A 17,319-nucleotide genomic window follows, 5' to 3' on the forward strand; every position below is an offset into this window, starting at 1 on the left:
CCTTTAGGAAAGAGCCGACAGCCGCGCTGCCAGCCAGTGCTCAAATTCGGGAGGAAGGGTTGCTTCCACGTCTAGTACCCAGCTATTCGGCGGCGCCAGGGCGTAACACTTAACGGCGTCTTTGGCGGTCATAATCACCGGGCGTGACTCTGCAAAGCTTAGCGCGTCTGCATCAAAATGCTGGTGATCAGCTAGCGGATGCCACTCGCCCTCAATACCCAGCGTGGAAAGGGTACGAAAAAAGCGTTCGGGATGACCGATACCGGCTACCGCGTGCACCGGCAGCGTAAACGGCAGTGGCACAAGGGGAAAATGCACGCCATCATCAAGGCGGCGCCAGCGCAGCGGCGCTAGTTGCATGGTAGTGACCGAGGCGACCGGCAACGACGGCGGTGAGTCGCCGTTGACGATGACCGCATCAACTTGCTGCAACCGGCTAGACGACTCGCGCAGTGGCCCCGCGGGCAGGCAGCGGCCGTTACCCAGCCCGCGGGCACCATCAACAACGACCAGCTCAATATCCCGGGCCAGCGCCAGATGCTGCAAGCCGTCGTCGCTAAGGATAATATCGCATCCCGCATCGACCAATGCCTGAACACCCCGCACGCGCTGGGGATCCGCCACCACTGGCAAGCCGGTTTGCTGTGCCAGCATCAGCGGCTCATCGCCGCTTTCGGCAACGTTGCTGCTGGCGGTGACAAATAATGGGTAGTGCAGCGCTTTTCCGCCATAGCCGCGACTAACAATGCCTGGCGACCAGCCTTGAGCCACCAGCCAGCTAGCCAACCACGCCACCAGCGGCGATTTTCCCGTTCCCCCCAAGGTAATATTACCAACCACAATAACCGGCACGGGGGCTCTCCAGGAGGCCTTGCTGCCACGCTGATATGCCTGCTCCCGACGCACCATGGCCCACTGGTACAACGCCCCTAATGGCCTCAGTGGCAATAGCCAGCAACTGCCTTGATAGGCGCCCTTCAACCAGCGCTGCGAGAGTGTCATAGCACCTCTTGGAACTGTAGCTGGTGCAGTGCCGCGTAGGCGCCCTCGGCATCCAGCAGCGCCTGATGCGAACCCTCTTCGATAATGCGCCCCTGATCCATCACCACAATCCGGTCAGCCCGCTCAATGGTAGACAGGCGGTGAGCGATAACCAGCGTAGTACGCCCTTCACAAACCCGCTCAAGGGCTTTTTGGATATAGCGCTCGGACTCTGTATCCAGCGCTGACGTCGCCTCATCCAACACCAGCAACGGGGCATCCTTAAAGATCGCCCGAGCTATCGCCAGCCGCTGGCGCTGTCCGCCCGAGAGCATCACGCCGTTTTCGCCCACGGTGGTGGCATAGCCATTGGGGAGTTTGTCGATAAACTCATGGGCATAGGCAGCCTCTGCCGCCGCCTGAATGGCCTGGGGATCAGGATTGTCCACCCCATAGGCAATGTTATCGGCGATTGAGGCGTTGAATAGCGTCACCTGCTGGGATACCAGGGCAATTTGCTGGCGTAGTGGCCCTAGCGCGTACTCATCAACGTTAATGCCATCGATGCTGATACGGCCCTGGCTGGGCCGGTAGAAACGCGGCAGCAGGCTGACCAGGGTGGACTTGCCACTTCCCGAACGCCCGACAATCGCCACCAGTTCACCCGGCGCTAGGCGCAGATTAATATCGTGTAACACTTCGGGCTGGTCGTCAGCGTAGCGGAAGCTCACCTTATCAATCACTACCTCGCCTCTTAAACGGCTGGCGATGCGCTTACCGCTATCCTCTTCAGGGGTCATATCCAGTAGCCCGAAAAGTTCTGACGCGGCCGCTAGGCCCTTCTGGATCTCACCATTAATCTCAGTCAGTTGGCGCACTGGCTTGATCATCAGGGCGGCTGCGGTAATAAAAGCCACAAACTCACCGGGCGTCATGTTCTCCATCAGCGAGGGCGCCATGGCCAACCAGACCAGTAGCGCCATGGAGATAGCCACCAGCATCAGAATCACGGGGGAGCTGACCGCACGGGTCATGGCTTCTTTCATACTCTGACGGCGATTCTCTTCGCTTACCCGCTCAAAGCGCTGCTTTTCATACTGCTCGGCGCCGTGGGTTCGAACCACTCGGTAGCCCGACAGCGCCTCAGAGGCAATATGGGTGACATCGCCCATGGAGTGCTGAATACGCTTTGAAATGCGCCGAAATCGTTTACTCACGTAGCTCACCACTACCGCGATGATCGGCGTTACACCCAAGAACAGCAGCGTTAACATCCAATTAGTCCACAGCAAATAGAGCACCAGACCGACGACGAACAGTCCTTCACGTAGAATAATCGTCACCGCTTTGGTGGCCGCCCCGGCAACTTGCTCCACGTGGTAGGTCACCCGCGACACCAGTTGACCGCTGGAGTGGTGGTCAAAAAACCAGCCGGGCAGATGGAGTAGATGGGCAAACACGTCGCAGCGCAGGGTATGAATCACGTAGCGGCCCACATAGGCCATAAAATAGGTGCTTAAAAAAGTACCTAGCCCCCGGGCGGAAAACATAATAATCACAAACAGCGGTAGAAATAGCCGAAAGGCCGCATCCGGGTTTTGAATGCCATCAATTAGACGCTTCATCATTTCCGCAAGCGCGGTACTCGACGCGGCATACACCACAAACCCCACCACCGCCAGAGCAAAAGCACGCCAATGCGGCTTAACATAGCCCAACAACCGTTTATAGATAGCCCAACCTGAATCAGTCACACGCGCTCCTGGCCATAGTGTGCAGTGTCGGGAATTCTACCTGATGGCGGCGCGCTTCAACACTGGTTACGTCGTCGCGGCAATGGTCGCGTTGTTTCAACCTGAACGGGATAGGCCGCGTTTAGCCAAAAACGCAGTGCTCCGTCATGCACCGTGTTCCATAGACAGCTTCCCTGCTGGCGAAAACGGCGCACAACATCATCGACCGGATGCTGAAAAGCGTTACCCCGCCCGGCGCTAAATATCACATGTTGAGGTGCGGCATGGCGCACAAACTGGATACCCGAACTGGTGCCGCTGCCGTGGTGCCCAGCAACCAGCACGCTAACGGGCCGCTCTACCTCACCCAGAAAGCGCCGCTCTACCTGCGTGCCCACATCCCCGGTAATCAGCAGACGCTGCTCACCAACGCTCACCTCAAGTACGCAGGAGCGATCGTTGGCAGAAAAATCGTTATCTCCCGCGGGCGGCCAAAGGATGCGGTAATTAACGCCGTCGCGCTGCCAGCGTTGACCACGCTGGCAGTCATGGCTTGAAACAGGCAGCGCCTCACCCGCGGGCGCCATCCACTGCCTGACCCAATGATCGGCTAGCAACCCGCGAATACCGCCCGCATGGTCATTATCAGCGTGGCTAACAATCACTTGATCAAACCGCTGCCCCGGCGACCAAAGCGTCTCTAGCGGCATAAAGCCGCTACGAAAGCGCGGCCCGGTGTCGTAGAGCAGGCGATAATGTTCGCTGCGCAGCTCTATCAACTGCCCCTGCCCAACGTCATACACGCTAACTCTGAGCGTATTGGGAGGAATCGATGACGGCAGCGACCACCAGGGCAGCACTAGAACCAGCGCGGTAGCAGACAACCGCAGCCCCGGCAGCACGGCAGGCAGCCCCCAGCATAACGACAGTAATAACAATGCAAAGGCGAGCGGGTAAGTTAACGGCCGATCAGGCTCCCACAATGGCCAGTGCTGCACAGCAAGCGCCAACAGCAGATGGAAAACGTCAAGTGCCTGCTCAAACAACCACCACAGCGCTTCTCCCACCCCAGGTATCGGGGACAGCAGCCACCCCAGCAGCGCCGCGGGGACCATCACCGAACTCACCCAGGGCACGGCGACTAAATTGATTAACGGCGCGGCGGGCGCCACCCTTCCAAAGGCCACCAGTACCGCAGCGGCCATTAACGGGGCAAGCAGCAGTTGAGACCTCACCAGCGCCCAGCACCAGCCTTTCACCCCTTTGGGTCGCTGCCGCCCCTGCCAAATAAGGATTAACCACGCTACGGCGACAAACGACAGCCACATACCAGGGCGCCATAAAGCCAGCGGATCAACGATCAGCACCAGCGCAAGGGCCAGCCACCACGCTTGCCACGGCCCTGGCGCATGGCGCCCGCTGAGCACCCACAGCCCTATCAGCGTCATTACCATTGCGCGCATGGCGGGAGGCGCCATTCCGGCGAGGGTGGCGTAACCGACGCAGGCGACTGCCGCCAACCACCAAGGCCAGGTACGCATGCGCCAGTGGGTGGGCGTCGCCACACGCGCGGCTAACTTGGCGAGTAGCAGCGCAAACGACGCCACCAGGCCGACATGCAAACCTGAAATCACTACCAGATGCGTCGTACCGGTAGCATTCAGCAGCGACCAGTCATCCTGGGTAAGCTGTTCGCTATCGCCTAACGTCAATGCGGCCAGCCAGCGCTTGGTTCGGCCTTCGAGCGGCTGGCGGGCTAAAAAACCCAGCGCTAGCTGGCGCAACGAGGGATCAGCAGAAGAGAGCCGAACTGGCGCTGGCTCCTGGCGCAGATAGCCGGTGGCATGGATTCCCTCACGCCACAGCCACTGCGCATAATTGAAGGTATCAGGGTTGGCAAAGCCGCTTGGAGGGCGCAAACGCAGCGTCATTTGCCACGCTTCTCCGGGCTTAAATCGCTCATCGCTATAAGCGGTTATGCGCACCTTGGAGAGCGCCGAACAGCTGGGCCGGGCTTGGCTATTTACAGCACTGTGGCACTTATCAACGCTTAACAACAGGCGCGTTGCATTGCCCAACGGCTGAGCGGTCAACACGGTCGCCTCCACGGTAATATCTTCACCGCTGAGTCCCGCCGGCAAGCGACTTCCCCACTCACTTTGTACGCCAATGAAGACCCACGCCCCGATTAGCAGCCATCGACCTGAGCGCGGCCGCCACACCATTACCAGCAAAGCAGCTACCAACCCCCACTCAAACGCACGTTGGCTCAGCGCGGCAGTGTGGCTATACCAAGCAAAAGTGCCTCCGGCGAGTGCTGCAAGTGCCGCTGGCATGGCAACGCCTAAGCGCATAGAACCCTCCCTGGTGACGCATCATTGATGGCCTAGCATAGCCGAAAGGCAGCTCGATATGGATAATGGGCCACATCGATAGGTAAGAGTATCCATCATGCCGCGCCGGTTCCTGCAGCGCTACATGCCCAAACCCGACACGATCAGGAAGCAGCGCTCGCTACGCTTTATGGCACCGCTGATTGCCGATCCAGGTTTGTGGCTTTTAACTCGCCGAAGCGTTGCCAATGCATTTAGCGTGGGCGTGTTTTGCGCGATGCTGCCTATCCCCTTTCAAATGGTGGTCGCCGCGCTGGGCGCGCGCATAACACGCTGCAACTTAGCCCTCTCGGTGGGTTTGGTATGGATTACCAACCCCTTAACAATGCCGCTGATTTTTTACGGCAACTACTGGATTGGCACCTTTATACTCGGCGCGCCCGTGCGGGAAGCCCCCTCGCGTATCTCTTCACGCTGGATCGCCGAACAGATGCACGACATTATGCCGCCACTGATCGTCGGCTCATTGGTAACGGCGGTCGTATTGGCCATCGTCGCTAATATTGGCATTCGATTAATCTGGCGCTGGCACGTCTCCCATAACTGGAAACGCCGCCGCCAGAAACGTCGGCAGCGGCGCGCACAGATTGAAGCGGAATTTGATGAGTAATGATGGATGATTGAGCTCGACGGTTAGAGCGCTGGAGCCTGCTCTACCAACTTACCCGCATCCAGTTTAAGCACCCTGTCTTGATGGGCCGCAAGGCTCACGTCGTGGGTCACAATCACAAAGGCGCAGGCGCTCTCTTTGGCCAGTTCGTCCATCAGCGCCAAAATAGTCGCCGCCGTGGTCTGGTCCAGGTTACCCGTCGGCTCATCCATAAGTACCAGGCTAGGATCGGTGACCAGCGCGCGGGCGATGGCCACGCGCTGGCGCTCCCCGCCGGAAAGCTCTCCCGGCTTATGATCCGCACGGGGCTGCATGCCTACCCGCTCGAGTATCTGCATCGCCCGCTGCTCGGCTGCCTTTTTCGACTGGCCGCGAATAATCAGCGGCAACGCCGCATTTTCGACGGCGGTGAATTCCGCCAACAGATGGTGAAACTGATACACAAAGCCAATGTAGCGGTTACGGAAGCTACCCAGCGCCGCTTCATTTAGGCCCGACAGCGGCTCACCGGCGATCACCACCCTGCCTTCGCTGGGACGATCCAGCCCCCCCAGCAAGTTGAGCAGCGTCGTCTTACCCGACCCCGAGCTACCGACGATGGCCACCCGTTCTCCGGCTCGCACCTGCAAATTGAGCTTATCCAGCACCGTGAGATCCTGGGGGCCCTCACTGTAGGTGCGTGTCAACGCTTGGCAATCGAGCATCACCGCCGCCTCTTGCCCACCGCGGGTAGACGTAGCGTTTATAGACGCCGAATTCATAGACATCGAGTCATCCTTATTCCTGAAGTCATCATTCCGGAAGCCATTATTCATAGCGCAACACATCCGCCGGCTGAACTTTTGCCGCTCGCCAAGCGGGATAGAGTGTCGACAGGAACGTCAGACCAAAGGCTGCCAAAACGATCCGAATAACATCGCCCCACTGCAGTTGAGAGGGTAGATCGCTGATGAAGTAGACCCCAGCATCCAAGAACTGGATACCCAGCGTTCCCTCAACCCAGCCGATGAGATCGGCAATAGTGAGCGCCAGCAACACACCCACGGCCACCCCGATGGCGATGCCAATCAGCCCAATCGCCATCCCTTGTACAATGAAGATGCCCATAATCGAGCTCGGTTTAGCGCCGATTGTACGCAGAATAGCGATATCCGCACGCTTGTCGGTGACCACCATGACCAGCGTCGAGACGATATTAAACGCCGCCACGGCGATAATCACCGTTAACAGTAGCGCGATCATGCGCTTTTCCATTTGTATCGCCTGGAAAAGGTTGCCTTGGGAGAATGTCCAATCGCTACCGCGATACTCAGGGCCCAGCTCATTGAGGATTGCCTGGGTTTCGCTACTGGCGGCAAACAAATCATCCAGCTCCAGGCGAAGCCCGCCTACTGCATCGCCCATGCGGGCAAGGGTCTGCATATCTTCGATATTGGCGTAAGCCAGGTTGGCATCCAGTTCAGCGCCGACGCTAAAAATACCGCTGACGGTAAAGCGCTTTAAACGCGGAAAAACACCGGCGGGGGTAATCGAGGCTTCGGGCACCAGCAGCGTCACCCGGTCCCCCACGCCAACCCCCAAGTTGCGCGCCAGCATGGAGCCCAGCACCACGTGCCACTCACCGGGCACCAGGTCACTCAGCTCGCCTTGGCGCATATGCTCGCTGACAATCGAGACCCGGTCTTCCCATTCAGGGTTAATGCCATTCACCATGGCCCCCTGATTGCGCCCGCCCACCGAGAACATACCCTGCTGTTCAACGTAAGGTGCCGCGCCAATGACGCGCTCGCGTTGCATCAACTCTTCAGCCAGCGACTCCCACTCGACCATGCCCACCCGTGACTCAATTTTGGCGTGGGGCACCATGCCCAAGATGCGCGTGCGTAATTCGTGATCGAAGCCGTTCATCACCGACAGCACTAGAATAAGTACCGCGACCCCGAGCATTAACCCCAGCATCGAGGTGAGCGAAATAAACGATATAAAGTGGTTCCGGCGTTTAGCGCGCACGTAGCGCAGCCCCACCAGAAAAGGCAAACGATCAAGCATGGCGTCATTCCTTATTAATAAGCGCTCATGGTACGGTTTTTTTAGTCTCTCTGCATGTTCCAAACGGCCATTAGAGCGGCCTTCGCCGTGAGCGTTCATAATAAAAACGTTACGCTTGCAACTTGTTCCGCCACACCCTACATTGCGCCGATTTACTGCTGACCGTGTGGCTACCTTTGTGTCTTAGCCTCGGTTAGGTTTATTTACTCCAAAAGGCCTTCATGACATTGGCGACTATGACCTATCGTTTGCTACCCGAATGGCATCCCCAAGACGGGATACAACTGACCTGGCCTCGCCACGACGGCGATTGGGCGCCACTCATTGAGCGCATCGAAGCCACTCTCGAACGCATTGTGATGGCCACGGCTCACTACCAGCGGCTACTTATATGTATTCCCGACGAGGCCACAAAACAGCATTTAGCGGTCACTTTTGACGCCTACGGCGTGCCCGCTGAACGCCTGCAGCTTATTGTCGCACCTACCGATGATACCTGGGCGCGGGACCATGGGCCGATCAGCGTGGTCGATGAAGATGGCCAATGCGTCATGCTCGATTACACCTTTACCGGCTGGGGCGGCAAATTTCCCGCCGAGCGTGATAATCGACTCACCCAGCGGCTTGCTGATGCAGGCGTATGGGCCTGCCCGGTGGCAAGGCGGGATTTTGTACTGGAGGGCGGTGCCATCGAAACCGATGGTGAAGGCACCCTGCTGACCACTGAAGCATGCCTGCTCAACCCCAACCGTAACCCCACGCTATCCCGAGCAGAGGTAGAAGCACGGCTAGCCCAAGATTTCGGCGTTGACCGCGTATTGTGGCTGGCCAACGGCCATTTAGAAGGCGACGACACCGACAGCCATATTGATACCCTGGCACGCTTCTGCGATCCATCCACCATTGCCTACGTGCGCTGCGATGACCCCAACGACCCGCACTACCCGGCCTTGGCGGCCATGGAGCAGGAGCTGCAGGCTTTCCGCCAGCGCAATGGCGAACCCTACCGGCTTATCGCCCTGCCCTGGCCCCAGCCTTGCTTTGACCCGGAAGATGGTCACCGCCTGCCCGCCACCTACGCTAATTTTTTGATCATTAATCAAGCCGTGTTGGTGCCTACTTACGGCGACCCGGCGGATGTCAGCGCGCTAAACGCACTGGCGGTTGCTTTTCCTGAACACACGCTTATCCCTATTGAGTGCGTCAGCGTTATTCGCCAGCACGGCAGCCTGCACTGTTTAACCATGCAGCTTCCACAAGGCACGCTTGCTTCAACCGCTATTTGCTAAAGGAGTCACCATGTCGACAACGCTAACCGTCGCTGTTGTGCAGCAACCCGCCTGGCCGGACAAAGCCCAAAGTCTATCAGCAAGCGAAGAAGGTATCCGCCGTGCCGTTAAGCAAGGGGCACAACTGGTACTCCTTCAAGAACTGCACGCTACCCACTACTTTTGCCAATTTGAAGATCCCACGCTGTTTGATCTCGCGGAGCCCCTCGACGGCCCGTCCGGCCAGCGCCTGGCGGCGCTCGCTAAAGAGCTGGATATTGTTCTGGTCGGGTCGCTATTTGAGCGCCGCGCCCCCGGGCTCTACCACAATACCGCTGTGGTCTATGACCGCGCTAAAGGCCGCGTCGGGCAGTATCGTAAGATGCATATTCCCGATGATCCGGGGTTTTATGAGAAGTTTTACTTCACGCCGGGTGATCATGACAGCGCCCGCGGAGAAGGCTTTACGCCGATTGAAACCTCGCTGGGCCGTCTTGGCGTACTGGTCTGCTGGGATCAGTGGTATCCCGAAGCCGCCCGCCTAATGGCACTGGCCGGTGCGGACTTACTGCTCTACCCGACGGCGATTGGCTGGGATCCGAACGACGACAACGCAGAAAAGACCCGCCAGAAAGATGCCTGGACGGTGATTCAGCGCGCCCACGGCGTGGCTAACGGCTTGCCGGTGCTGGTGGCCAACCGGGTGGGTTTTGAGGCAGATCACTCCGGGGTCGGCGATGGCATTCAGTTCTGGGGCGGCAGTTTTGTCTGCGGGCCGCAAGGTGAACTATTAGCCCATGCAGGAGAAGAGACAGAGCAGCTCGTTGTACAACTTGATATGGCGCGCAGTGAAAACACCCGGCGCATCTGGCCCTATCTGCGTGATCGCCGTGTGGACGCTTATGGCGATCTAACCCGCCGCTACCGCGACTAGGCTTGTTAAAGAAAAAACGCCTGCCTTGGATAACTACCGGGGCAGGCGTTTTTCATTACATAGCGCTTTTTATGCGTTCTGGCTTGGCCGGTTTACTTCCAGAAATCACGGATTGAGGCGATCCCTTGGGCGCCCACGGCGCGGGCGTGGTTAGCGTCAAAGCGCGTCATACCGCCCAATGCAAACACCGGCATACCTGCGCGCTCGACCAACTGCTGGAAATCATGCCAGCCAAGCGGGGACACTTCCGGGTGAGATGGCGTAGTGCGCAGTGGCGACAGGCTAACAAAGTCGCATCCCAACACCGCCGCCTGGGTAAGCTGCGTTTGGTTGTGCGTCGACGCGGACAGCCATTTATTCTCGGCAATCGGGCGACGCTCAAGCTGCATCAAACGCTCGCTGGTCAAATGAATACCGTCGGCGTCAATGTGTTCAAGCAGCGTTGGCTCGCCATTGAGCAACAATCGCGCGCCGTATTGACGACACAAGCTCAAGGCACGCTGGGCACGGGCCAAATAAGCCGTTTCGTCCAACTGCTTGGCACGCAGCTGCACCAGGCGAATAGTGTCTTCACGCAGCGCGCGTTCCAGAAACCCATCGAAACGCGCCTCATCCAACTCTTCACCGGTGATCAAATACTCGGTGGGCAATCTTACCGCGCGTAGAATCGGCAAATTCGCCGCCGGGAAAGGGTAATTGGAGAGCTCACTCATGGGCACCCAGCGCACCGCCTGCCCTTCACGACCAAAGGGCTCGCCAGCAAACTCGTGCACCTGCCATACATCGAGCAGGATGTGCTTGTCGGGATACTCATGGTGGACGCGAATCAGTGGCTGGGCACATACAATCTCGACACCCAGCTCTTCGTGCAGCTCTCGTTTTAACCCTTCTAGACCGGTTTCATAAGGAGCCAACTTGCCACCTGGAAACTCCCACAGTCCGCCATGGTCAACGTTTGACGGCCGACGAGCGATCAGTACCTGCTGTTGATCGGCGCTGATAATGGCAGCCGCCGCGACGTGAACCCGTCGTTTTACCTTTACACTCATTACGTCTTTATCCACTGTCTGCGCGCCGCCCTTCTGCATGACGGCGCTATCTCGCTGCGTTTGCCCATTACCACTGCTAATCAGTCACCCTTTAGGGCAACATGACTAGCTGCGATAATCCGCGTTGATCGACACATAGTCATGGGAGAGGTCGGAAGTCCATACCGTGGCACTCTCCTCGCCGCGCCCCAAGTTAATGCGAATGGTAATTTCTGACTGCGCCATCACAGCGCTTCCTGCCGCTTCGGTGTAGCCTGCTGCACGCCCGCCCTGCTCGACTAAACGTACATCGCCTAAATCAATCACCACACGATTCACATCAAAGTCACTCACCGGCGCTCGCCCGACGGCCGCCAAAATACGCCCCCAGTTAGCATCTGAGGCGTAAAGCGCAGTTTTAACCAGCGGCGAGTGCGCAACGGTGAAGGCCACATCCAGCGCCTCTTGACGGCTTTTCGCTTCGCCCACCTGCAGGGTAACGAATTTGGTTGCGCCTTCTGCGTCGCGAATAATCGCTTGTGCCAGCTCGGTCATTACCCGCTGCAGAGCGTTGCTGAACACGGCTATCTGCTCATCATCGGCAATGCGAGGGCCTGTACCGGTTGCCGCTAACATACAAGCGTCATTGGTTGAGGTATCGCTGTCCACGGTAATGCAGTTAAACGAGCGATCCACCGTTTCCCGCAGCAGGCGATCCAGCAGCGGTGCTTCGATAGCCGCGTCGGTCACCACAAACCCTAACATGGTCGCCATATTGGGCTTGATCATGCCCGAGCCTTTGGTGATACCGTTAATCGTCACCGGCTGGCCATCTATTTCCAGCGTCACAGTCGCGCCTTTGGCGCGGGTATCGGTAGTTAGAATGCCTTGGCCTGCGTGCTGCCAGGCAGCAGAGTCGCTGGCTAAACTCTCGACCGCTGGCGCCAAACCCGCTAACAGACGCTCCATGGGTAGCGGCTCACCAATCACACCGGTCGAGAACGGCAGCACGTCCTGCTCCGTCACGCCGACCTGCTTAGCCAGTTCTGCACAGCTTGTACGTGCATCGCGCAAGCCAGCATGGCCAGTGCCCGCGTTGGCATTGCCGGTATTGATCAGCCAAAAACGCGGCGAACGCTTTTCTGCACGGCACTGTTCAAGGTGCTGCTTAGCCACCACCACGGGCGCTGCACAAAATGCATTACGGGTAAAAACCCCTGACACTGTCGTGGTATCGGGCAGCTCAATCACCACCACATCACGGCGATCCGGCTTTTTGATACCCGCCATTGCAACCCCCAGACGCACCCCTTTTAGGGGTGGCAGCTCTGGAAAGGGAGTGTTTCCAACCGCCATGAGTCTCTCCTTCTAGGCAAAGAACGTCTCGCCATCCGTCGCCGTTAGCTTAATTTTCCGCAGCACTGCTTATACTTTTTACCCGAACCACAAAAACATGGATCGTTGCGGCCAACCTTGGGGCCTTCGCGCCGCACAGGGCGGCCATCTACGCCAGGCGCTGCCTGCTCGCTAGTAGGCCGCTCCGGATTCGGGGCGTCATGCCGGCTGGCCGCCGTGGCGGTTTCCCGGGCCAGCGCTTCGCGACGCTGTTGCTCAAGGGCGTCCACTTCCTCAGGCTGACGCACCTGAACGTGGCTCAAAATGCGTGTAACATCGGCTTTAATATGCTCCAACAACTGCTGGAAGAGCTCAAAGGATTCACGCTTGTACTCTTGCTTGGGGTTTTTCTGCGCATAGCCACGTAGGTGGATACCGCGACGCAGGTGATCCATCGACTGAAGGTGCTCTTTCCAACGCGTATCCAGCACTTGCAACATGACCTGCTTCTCAAAGCGACGAATCAGCTTCTCACCCGCCGCCTCGATTTTGGCTGCATAGGCCTCGCGATGCATCGTCTGCAGACGCTCGCGCAGCTGCTCTTCACTGAAACGGTCATCCTCAGCGGCCCATTTAACCACGGGCACATCAAGGTTGAACTCGGTTTTCAGGTGCGCTTCCAAGCTGGGCAGATCCCACTGTTCAGGCAGGCTCTGGGGCGGCACATAATCGCTGATAGCCGTCTCCATTACCTCTTCACGGATACCGATGACAGCATCGGCAACATCGTCCGCAGCCAGAATTTCATTGCGCTGGTCGTAAATCACCCGGCGCTGGTCGTTGGCAACGTCATCATACTCAAGCAGCTGCTTACGAATATCGAAGTTACGTCCTTCGACTTTCTTCTGCGCACGCTCAACGGCGTTAGAAACCATCTTATGCTCTATGGCTTCGCCGTGCTCAAGTCCCAATGCCTGCATCAGGCGCTTGACACGATCAGAGCCAAACAACCGCATCAGGCTATCTTCAAGCGACAGGAAGAACCGCGTCGAGCCAGGATCACCCTGGCGCCCAGCACGGCCACGCAGCTGATTATCGATCCGCCGGGATTCGTGGCGCTCAGAGCCCACCACGTGCAGGCCACCCGCGGCCAGCACACCATCGTGACGCGTCTGCCACTCGGCTTTAAGCGCATCAATCTGCTCTTGGCTTGGGTTTTGCAGTTTGGCGACTTCGGCTTCCCAGTTACCACCCAGAACAATATCGGTACCGCGACCGGCCATATTGGTGGCGATGGTAATCGCCCCTGGACGACCCGCCTGGGCAATAATTTCGGCTTCGCTCTGGTGCTGCTTAGCGTTCAGCACGTTGAACGTCAGGCCCGCTTCACGCATCAGCTTGGCAAGGTACTCGGATGTCTCAATAGACGCCGTACCCACCAGTACCGGGCGACCGGCTTCAGTCTCGGTTTTGACATCTTTGATGATCGCTTCGTACTTCTCTTCCGCGCTCAAGTAAACCAGATCGTTGAGGTCTTTACGGGCCAATGGCCGGTTGGTGGGAATCACCACCACGTCGAGGCCGTAGATTTGCCTAAACTCAAAAGCTTCGGTATCCGCCGTACCGGTCATACCGGCTAATTTTTCATACAAGCGGAAGTAGTTCTGGAACGTCGTGGAGGCCAGTGTCTGGCTTTCGCGCTGCACCGTGACGCCCTCTTTAGCCTCGACAGCCTGGTGCAACCCTTCCGACCAACGGCGCCCAGGCATCGAACGGCCAGTGTGCTCATCGACGATCACCACCTGACCTTCAGAGACGATGTAGTCGACATCCCGGTTATAGAGATACCGGGCACGCAGGGCTGAATGCATATGCTGAAGCAAGTTAAGATTCTGCGCGGCATAGAGCGACTCTTCATCGCCCAATAAACCCTCAGCGCGCATCAGTTCTTCAACTTTATTATGCCCCTGCTCCGTTAGCTCTACCTGTTTCTGCTTCTCGTCGACTAAAAAGTCACCGACCACGGTGGCCTCTTCATCTTCAATCTCCTCGCCTTTCTCAAGCTGTTGGGCAAGTTGATTAACGACTTTATAAAGGTCGGTATTTTCATCCACCGCGCCGGAAATAATCAGTGGCGTGCGCGCTTCATCGATCAGAATCGAGTCAACTTCGTCGACAATTGCATAATGCAGTCCACGCTGGACTTTATCTTCTAACGAAAACGCCATGTTATCGCGCAGATAATCGAAGCCGAATTCGTTGTTGGTACCGTAGGTAATATCGCAATGATAGGCATGACGCTTCTCTTCGCCAGTCTGGCCGGAGAAGATAACGCCAATAGTCAGGCCTAGAAACTCATACAGCGGGCGCATCCACTCCGCATCACGCCGAGCCAGGTAGTCGTTTACCGTGACCACGTGCACGCCCTTAGCCGGCAACGCATTCAGGTATACCGCCAGCGTCGCTACCAGCGTTTTACCCTCACCGGTTTTCATTTCAGCAATACGGCCACGGTGTAGGGTCATGCCCCCCACCATCTGCACGTCAAAGTGGCGCATGCCCATAACGCGTTTGCTGGCTTCTCGAACGATCGCAAAGGCGGGCGCTAGCAGCGCATCAAGCGACTCACCAGCCTCTAAACGTTGGCGCAGTTCGGCCGTCTTCCCCTGCAACTCCGCATCGCTAATCGCCTCAAGCTCCGCTTCTAAGGCGTTAATCTGCGGCACATTTTTGTGCATGCGTTTAACATCGCGGTCATTTTTAGAACCCACGACTTTACGTAATAAATTATTAAGCATGAAATATCCAAGTATTCACGAGCGTCCTAGCGGACATTGCCCTTTACGACAGGCTTTTCACCGCACGCTCTTTCTCTGCAGAGCATGCCCAATGTAGGTGTATTAACGACAGACTCGTTGGGAAGGCGGGCCGCGCTGGGTCAAGACATCCCGCGCAGCGACCAGCATAGCCATCGGGGCTAGCCAGTGGCATAGACGCCGCATAGGCGCAAATCGCCGAGGGCTTTGCGCCCAGCGTTGCAGAGCGCGCCGCCGCTTGGCCACCCAATGAGACTGGGCGCGTAAAATCGCCGGCACCCAGAAACAGATAGCCACGCTACGCTCGCCACTGCGCAGTGCATCGGCAGAGCCTAAACTGGCGGGCAATAGGCAGCTCACTAGCAAACCGGCCAGCCACCAACGCGCTATACCGTGACGGCGCTGGCGCCGCGGCAAAGCTGATTGAATATCAAGCGTAGGTGACATGCTGTAGACCGGCTCCTGAGCGTGGTAATATCGGCTAAAGTGGAATCGGCTAATACTTCCGACCTCATCATTAGCGGTACCCTAGGATAGCGGTACCCTAGGAATTAAGCGTATGAGTATAAAGGTTAAGCGTTCTCGCGCACAGCCCATTGCCCGTCTGCTCTCCAAGTCGGGCGATATTAATAAGTTAATGCGCCTATCTCGGTTAATCGATCAGGCGCAGCGGCACTTGCGCGCTCACCTGCCCGAAGAGATGCGTGAGCACATTTTTGTGGGTGGCTTTAGCGAAGGTCGCTTAACCCTGATTAGTGGCCAGGCGAGCTGGTTGACGTGGCTACGCTTTGAACAGCGGCGCCTTTTGGAACTGCTTCATCAGTTGCCCGGCTTTGAAGGGGTCAGCGGGTTCACCTTTAAAGTACGCCCTGTGCGTCCTATTGTGGCTCCCCAGCGCAATACACGCAGCCTGTCAGCCGACGCAGGCAAAACATTAGCGGAATGTGCTGAAGACACCACCAACCCCGCGCTTAAACGGGCGCTTGAACGCCTTGCCTCTCACGCGCGACCGGCTAAATAATCAACGTACCGACCAGCGTTACTGGGCCTCGATTTTAAACGCATAAAGCACCGCCTAAGCGATGCTTTATTAACTTACCCACCCAAGCCGACTTGGTTCATATAACCTGATTCGTATGACCTGGTTCAGGCCTAGTTCGTATGGATTAGCTCATTGCGCCCAGATTAGCTGGCACAATATCAGGCCATGGCAGGCGCGGCATAAGAAATTGGCGCTACTGCCTTCTCTTCTTCAAAGGTGACGATTTCATACGCCTCGGGCTGCGCCAACAATTCGCGACACAGCTGGTTGTTTAGCGCGTGGCCAGACTTCACCCCACGGAACTCCCCGATTAAGCTATAACCCAACTGGTACAAGTCGCCAATCGCGTCTAACACTTTATGCTTAACAAACTCATCCTCGTAGCGTAGACCGCCTTCATTAACAATGCGGTAATCGTCCACCACAATAGCGTTATCTAAACTTCCGCCTAACGCCAGGTTGTTTGAGCGCAAAAACTCTAGGTCGCGCATGAAACCAAAGGTACGCGCACGGGAAACTTCTTTAACGAAAGAGGTCGTCGAAAAATCGATCAGTGCGGTCTGCTTTTGCTGCTCAAAAACCGGGTGATCGAAGTCGATAGCAAACGAGACCTTGAACCCTTGATGGGGTAAGAAAACAGCTTCTTTATCGCCATCGGTCACCGCCACGCGGTGCTTGATACGAATAAATTTCTTCGCAGCGTCCTGTTCCAGGATACCCGCCGACTGAATCAAAAACACAAACGGGCTAGCGCTACCATCCATAATGGGCACTTCAGGTTCGCTAACGTCCACATAGGCGTTATCGATACCCAATCCAGCAAAGGCTGACATCAGATGTTCTACCGTGGCTACTTTGACTCCATCCAGAACCAGTGCAGTACACAGTTTAGTGTCTTCAACTAATGCTGCCCGCGCGGGAACGTGTGCAACGGGATCCAGATCGGTTCGAACAAACACAATCCCCGTATTGGGAGGCGCCGGACGCAGAGCCAGATGGACTTTTTTGCCAGAATGCAGGCCCACTCCGGTGGCGCGAATGACGTTTTGCAGGGTGCGTTGTCTGATCATGGATAGTAGCCGAACTCTGATGACGGTAATAACCGCAGGGGAAAAAGTTATCAAACAGTG

At 57.2% G+C, this 17,319-nt stretch carries 14 protein-coding genes; 4 read left to right on the plus strand and 10 right to left on the minus strand.

From position 1 onward, the window contains the following. Positions 1-3: 3 nt before the first annotated feature. Genes lpxK through ACT3UM_RS17820 form a run of 3 tightly spaced genes read right to left on the minus strand, consistent with a single transcriptional unit; the run spans position 4 to position 5,068 of the window. Positions 4-1,002 carry a tetraacyldisaccharide 4'-kinase gene (lpxK, locus tag ACT3UM_RS17810; RefSeq protein ID WP_498900991.1) on the minus strand — a complete coding sequence of 333 codons (999 nt, stop codon included), beginning with the start codon at positions 1,000-1,002 and terminating at the stop codon, positions 4-6. Then, positions 999-2,735: a lipid A export permease/ATP-binding protein MsbA gene (msbA, locus tag ACT3UM_RS17815; RefSeq protein WP_498900993.1), complete on the minus strand. Its 1,737-nt coding sequence runs from the start codon at positions 2,733-2,735 to the stop codon at positions 999-1,001. Before msbA ends, lpxK begins: the two co-directional genes overlap by 4 nt. Positions 2,736-2,791: 56 nt before the next feature. Beyond that, complete coding sequence (locus ACT3UM_RS17820) at positions 2,792-5,068, minus strand: DNA internalization-related competence protein ComEC/Rec2 (protein ID WP_498900995.1); 2,277 nt, start codon at positions 5,066-5,068, stop codon at positions 2,792-2,794. Positions 5,069-5,165: 97 nt separating this feature from the next. On the opposite strand from ACT3UM_RS17820, the gene ACT3UM_RS17825 reads away from it, so the two are divergent. After that, positions 5,166-5,717 carry a DUF2062 domain-containing protein gene (locus tag ACT3UM_RS17825; protein ID WP_035578486.1) on the plus strand — a complete coding sequence of 184 codons (552 nt, stop codon included), beginning with the start codon at positions 5,166-5,168 and terminating at the stop codon, positions 5,715-5,717. 23 nt (positions 5,718-5,740) lie between these two features. On the opposite strand, the gene ACT3UM_RS17830 is transcribed toward ACT3UM_RS17825, so the two are convergent. After that, positions 5,741-6,484: an ABC transporter ATP-binding protein gene (locus tag ACT3UM_RS17830; protein ID WP_498900997.1), complete on the minus strand. Its 744-nt coding sequence runs from the start codon at positions 6,482-6,484 to the stop codon at positions 5,741-5,743. Positions 6,485-6,524: 40 nt separating this feature from the next. Continuing rightward, entirely contained in the window at positions 6,525-7,766 is a 1,242-nt protein-coding gene (locus ACT3UM_RS17835; RefSeq protein WP_498900999.1) for a lipoprotein-releasing ABC transporter permease subunit, read from the minus strand. Between the two features lie 236 nt (positions 7,767-8,002). Here ACT3UM_RS17835 and ACT3UM_RS17840 point away from each other — a divergent pair, with 236 nt between their 5' ends. Both ACT3UM_RS17840 and ACT3UM_RS17845 read left to right on the plus strand, forming a co-directional pair. Next, entirely contained in the window at positions 8,003-9,055 is a 1,053-nt protein-coding gene (locus ACT3UM_RS17840; protein WP_498901059.1) for an agmatine deiminase family protein, read from the plus strand. Positions 9,056-9,065: 10 nt separating this feature from the next. Next, entirely contained in the window at positions 9,066-9,968 is a 903-nt protein-coding gene (locus ACT3UM_RS17845) for a carbon-nitrogen hydrolase (RefSeq protein ID WP_498901001.1), read from the plus strand. A 92-nt stretch (positions 9,969-10,060) separates the two neighbouring features. Here ACT3UM_RS17845 and ACT3UM_RS17850 read toward each other — a convergent pair whose 3' ends face one another. The 4 genes from ACT3UM_RS17850 to ACT3UM_RS17865 form a co-directional block, all read right to left on the minus strand. Then, a complete protein-coding gene (locus tag ACT3UM_RS17850) occupies positions 10,061-11,017 on the minus strand; it encodes a Nudix family hydrolase (protein ID WP_498901003.1) in 957 nt (318 codons plus the stop codon). Positions 11,018-11,122: 105 nt separating this feature from the next. After that, positions 11,123-12,352: a bifunctional glutamate N-acetyltransferase/amino-acid acetyltransferase ArgJ gene (gene argJ / locus ACT3UM_RS17855; RefSeq protein ID WP_498901005.1), complete on the minus strand. Its 1,230-nt coding sequence runs from the start codon at positions 12,350-12,352 to the stop codon at positions 11,123-11,125. A 44-nt stretch (positions 12,353-12,396) separates the two neighbouring features. Beyond that, complete coding sequence (secA, locus tag ACT3UM_RS17860; protein WP_498901007.1) at positions 12,397-15,129, minus strand: preprotein translocase subunit SecA; 2,733 nt, start codon at positions 15,127-15,129, stop codon at positions 12,397-12,399. Between the two features lie 102 nt (positions 15,130-15,231). Continuing rightward, on the minus strand, positions 15,232-15,594 hold the full coding sequence (locus ACT3UM_RS17865) for a hypothetical protein (protein WP_498901009.1): 363 nt from the start codon (positions 15,592-15,594) through the stop codon (positions 15,232-15,234). A gap of 112 nt (positions 15,595-15,706) precedes the next feature. On the opposite strand from ACT3UM_RS17865, the gene ACT3UM_RS17870 reads away from it, so the two are divergent. Further along, entirely contained in the window at positions 15,707-16,168 is a 462-nt protein-coding gene (locus ACT3UM_RS17870; protein ID WP_035578464.1) for a DUF721 domain-containing protein, read from the plus strand. Between the two features lie 179 nt (positions 16,169-16,347). Here the strand turns inward: ACT3UM_RS17870 and lpxC are convergent, their stop codons facing one another. Next, positions 16,348-17,259, minus strand: coding sequence for a UDP-3-O-acyl-N-acetylglucosamine deacetylase (gene lpxC, locus ACT3UM_RS17875; protein ID WP_498901011.1), 912 nt, complete (start codon positions 17,257-17,259; stop codon positions 16,348-16,350). Positions 17,260-17,319 lie beyond the last annotated feature (60 nt).

The organism is Halomonas sp. AOP13-D3-9, from assembly GCF_052379125.1.
Lineage (GTDB): Bacteria > Pseudomonadota > Gammaproteobacteria > Pseudomonadales > Halomonadaceae > Vreelandella.

Coding starts and splice junctions, on each gene's coding strand:
- ACT3UM_RS17825 (WP_035578486.1), top strand. CDS start 5,166: ATGCCGCGCCGGTTCCTGCAGCGCTACATGCCCAAACCCGACACGATC.
- argJ (WP_498901005.1), bottom strand. CDS start 12,352: ATGGCGGTTGGAAACACTCCCTTTCCAGAGCTGCCACCCCTAAAAGGG.
- lpxK (WP_498900991.1), bottom strand. CDS start 1,002: ATGACACTCTCGCAGCGCTGGTTGAAGGGCGCCTATCAAGGCAGTTGC.
- ACT3UM_RS17865 (WP_498901009.1), bottom strand. CDS start 15,594: ATGTCACCTACGCTTGATATTCAATCAGCTTTGCCGCGGCGCCAGCGC.
- ACT3UM_RS17850 (WP_498901003.1), bottom strand. CDS start 11,017: ATGAGTGTAAAGGTAAAACGACGGGTTCACGTCGCGGCGGCTGCCATT.
- ACT3UM_RS17845 (WP_498901001.1), top strand. CDS start 9,066: ATGTCGACAACGCTAACCGTCGCTGTTGTGCAGCAACCCGCCTGGCCG.
- ACT3UM_RS17820 (WP_498900995.1), bottom strand. CDS start 5,068: ATGCGCTTAGGCGTTGCCATGCCAGCGGCACTTGCAGCACTCGCCGGA.
- ACT3UM_RS17830 (WP_498900997.1), bottom strand. CDS start 6,484: ATGTCTATGAATTCGGCGTCTATAAACGCTACGTCTACCCGCGGTGGG.
- lpxC (WP_498901011.1), bottom strand. CDS start 17,259: ATGATCAGACAACGCACCCTGCAAAACGTCATTCGCGCCACCGGAGTG.
- ACT3UM_RS17840 (WP_498901059.1), top strand. CDS start 8,003: ATGACCTATCGTTTGCTACCCGAATGGCATCCCCAAGACGGGATACAA.
- secA (WP_498901007.1), bottom strand. CDS start 15,129: ATGCTTAATAATTTATTACGTAAAGTCGTGGGTTCTAAAAATGACCGC.
- ACT3UM_RS17835 (WP_498900999.1), bottom strand. CDS start 7,766: ATGCTTGATCGTTTGCCTTTTCTGGTGGGGCTGCGCTACGTGCGCGCT.
- ACT3UM_RS17870 (WP_035578464.1), top strand. CDS start 15,707: ATGAGTATAAAGGTTAAGCGTTCTCGCGCACAGCCCATTGCCCGTCTG.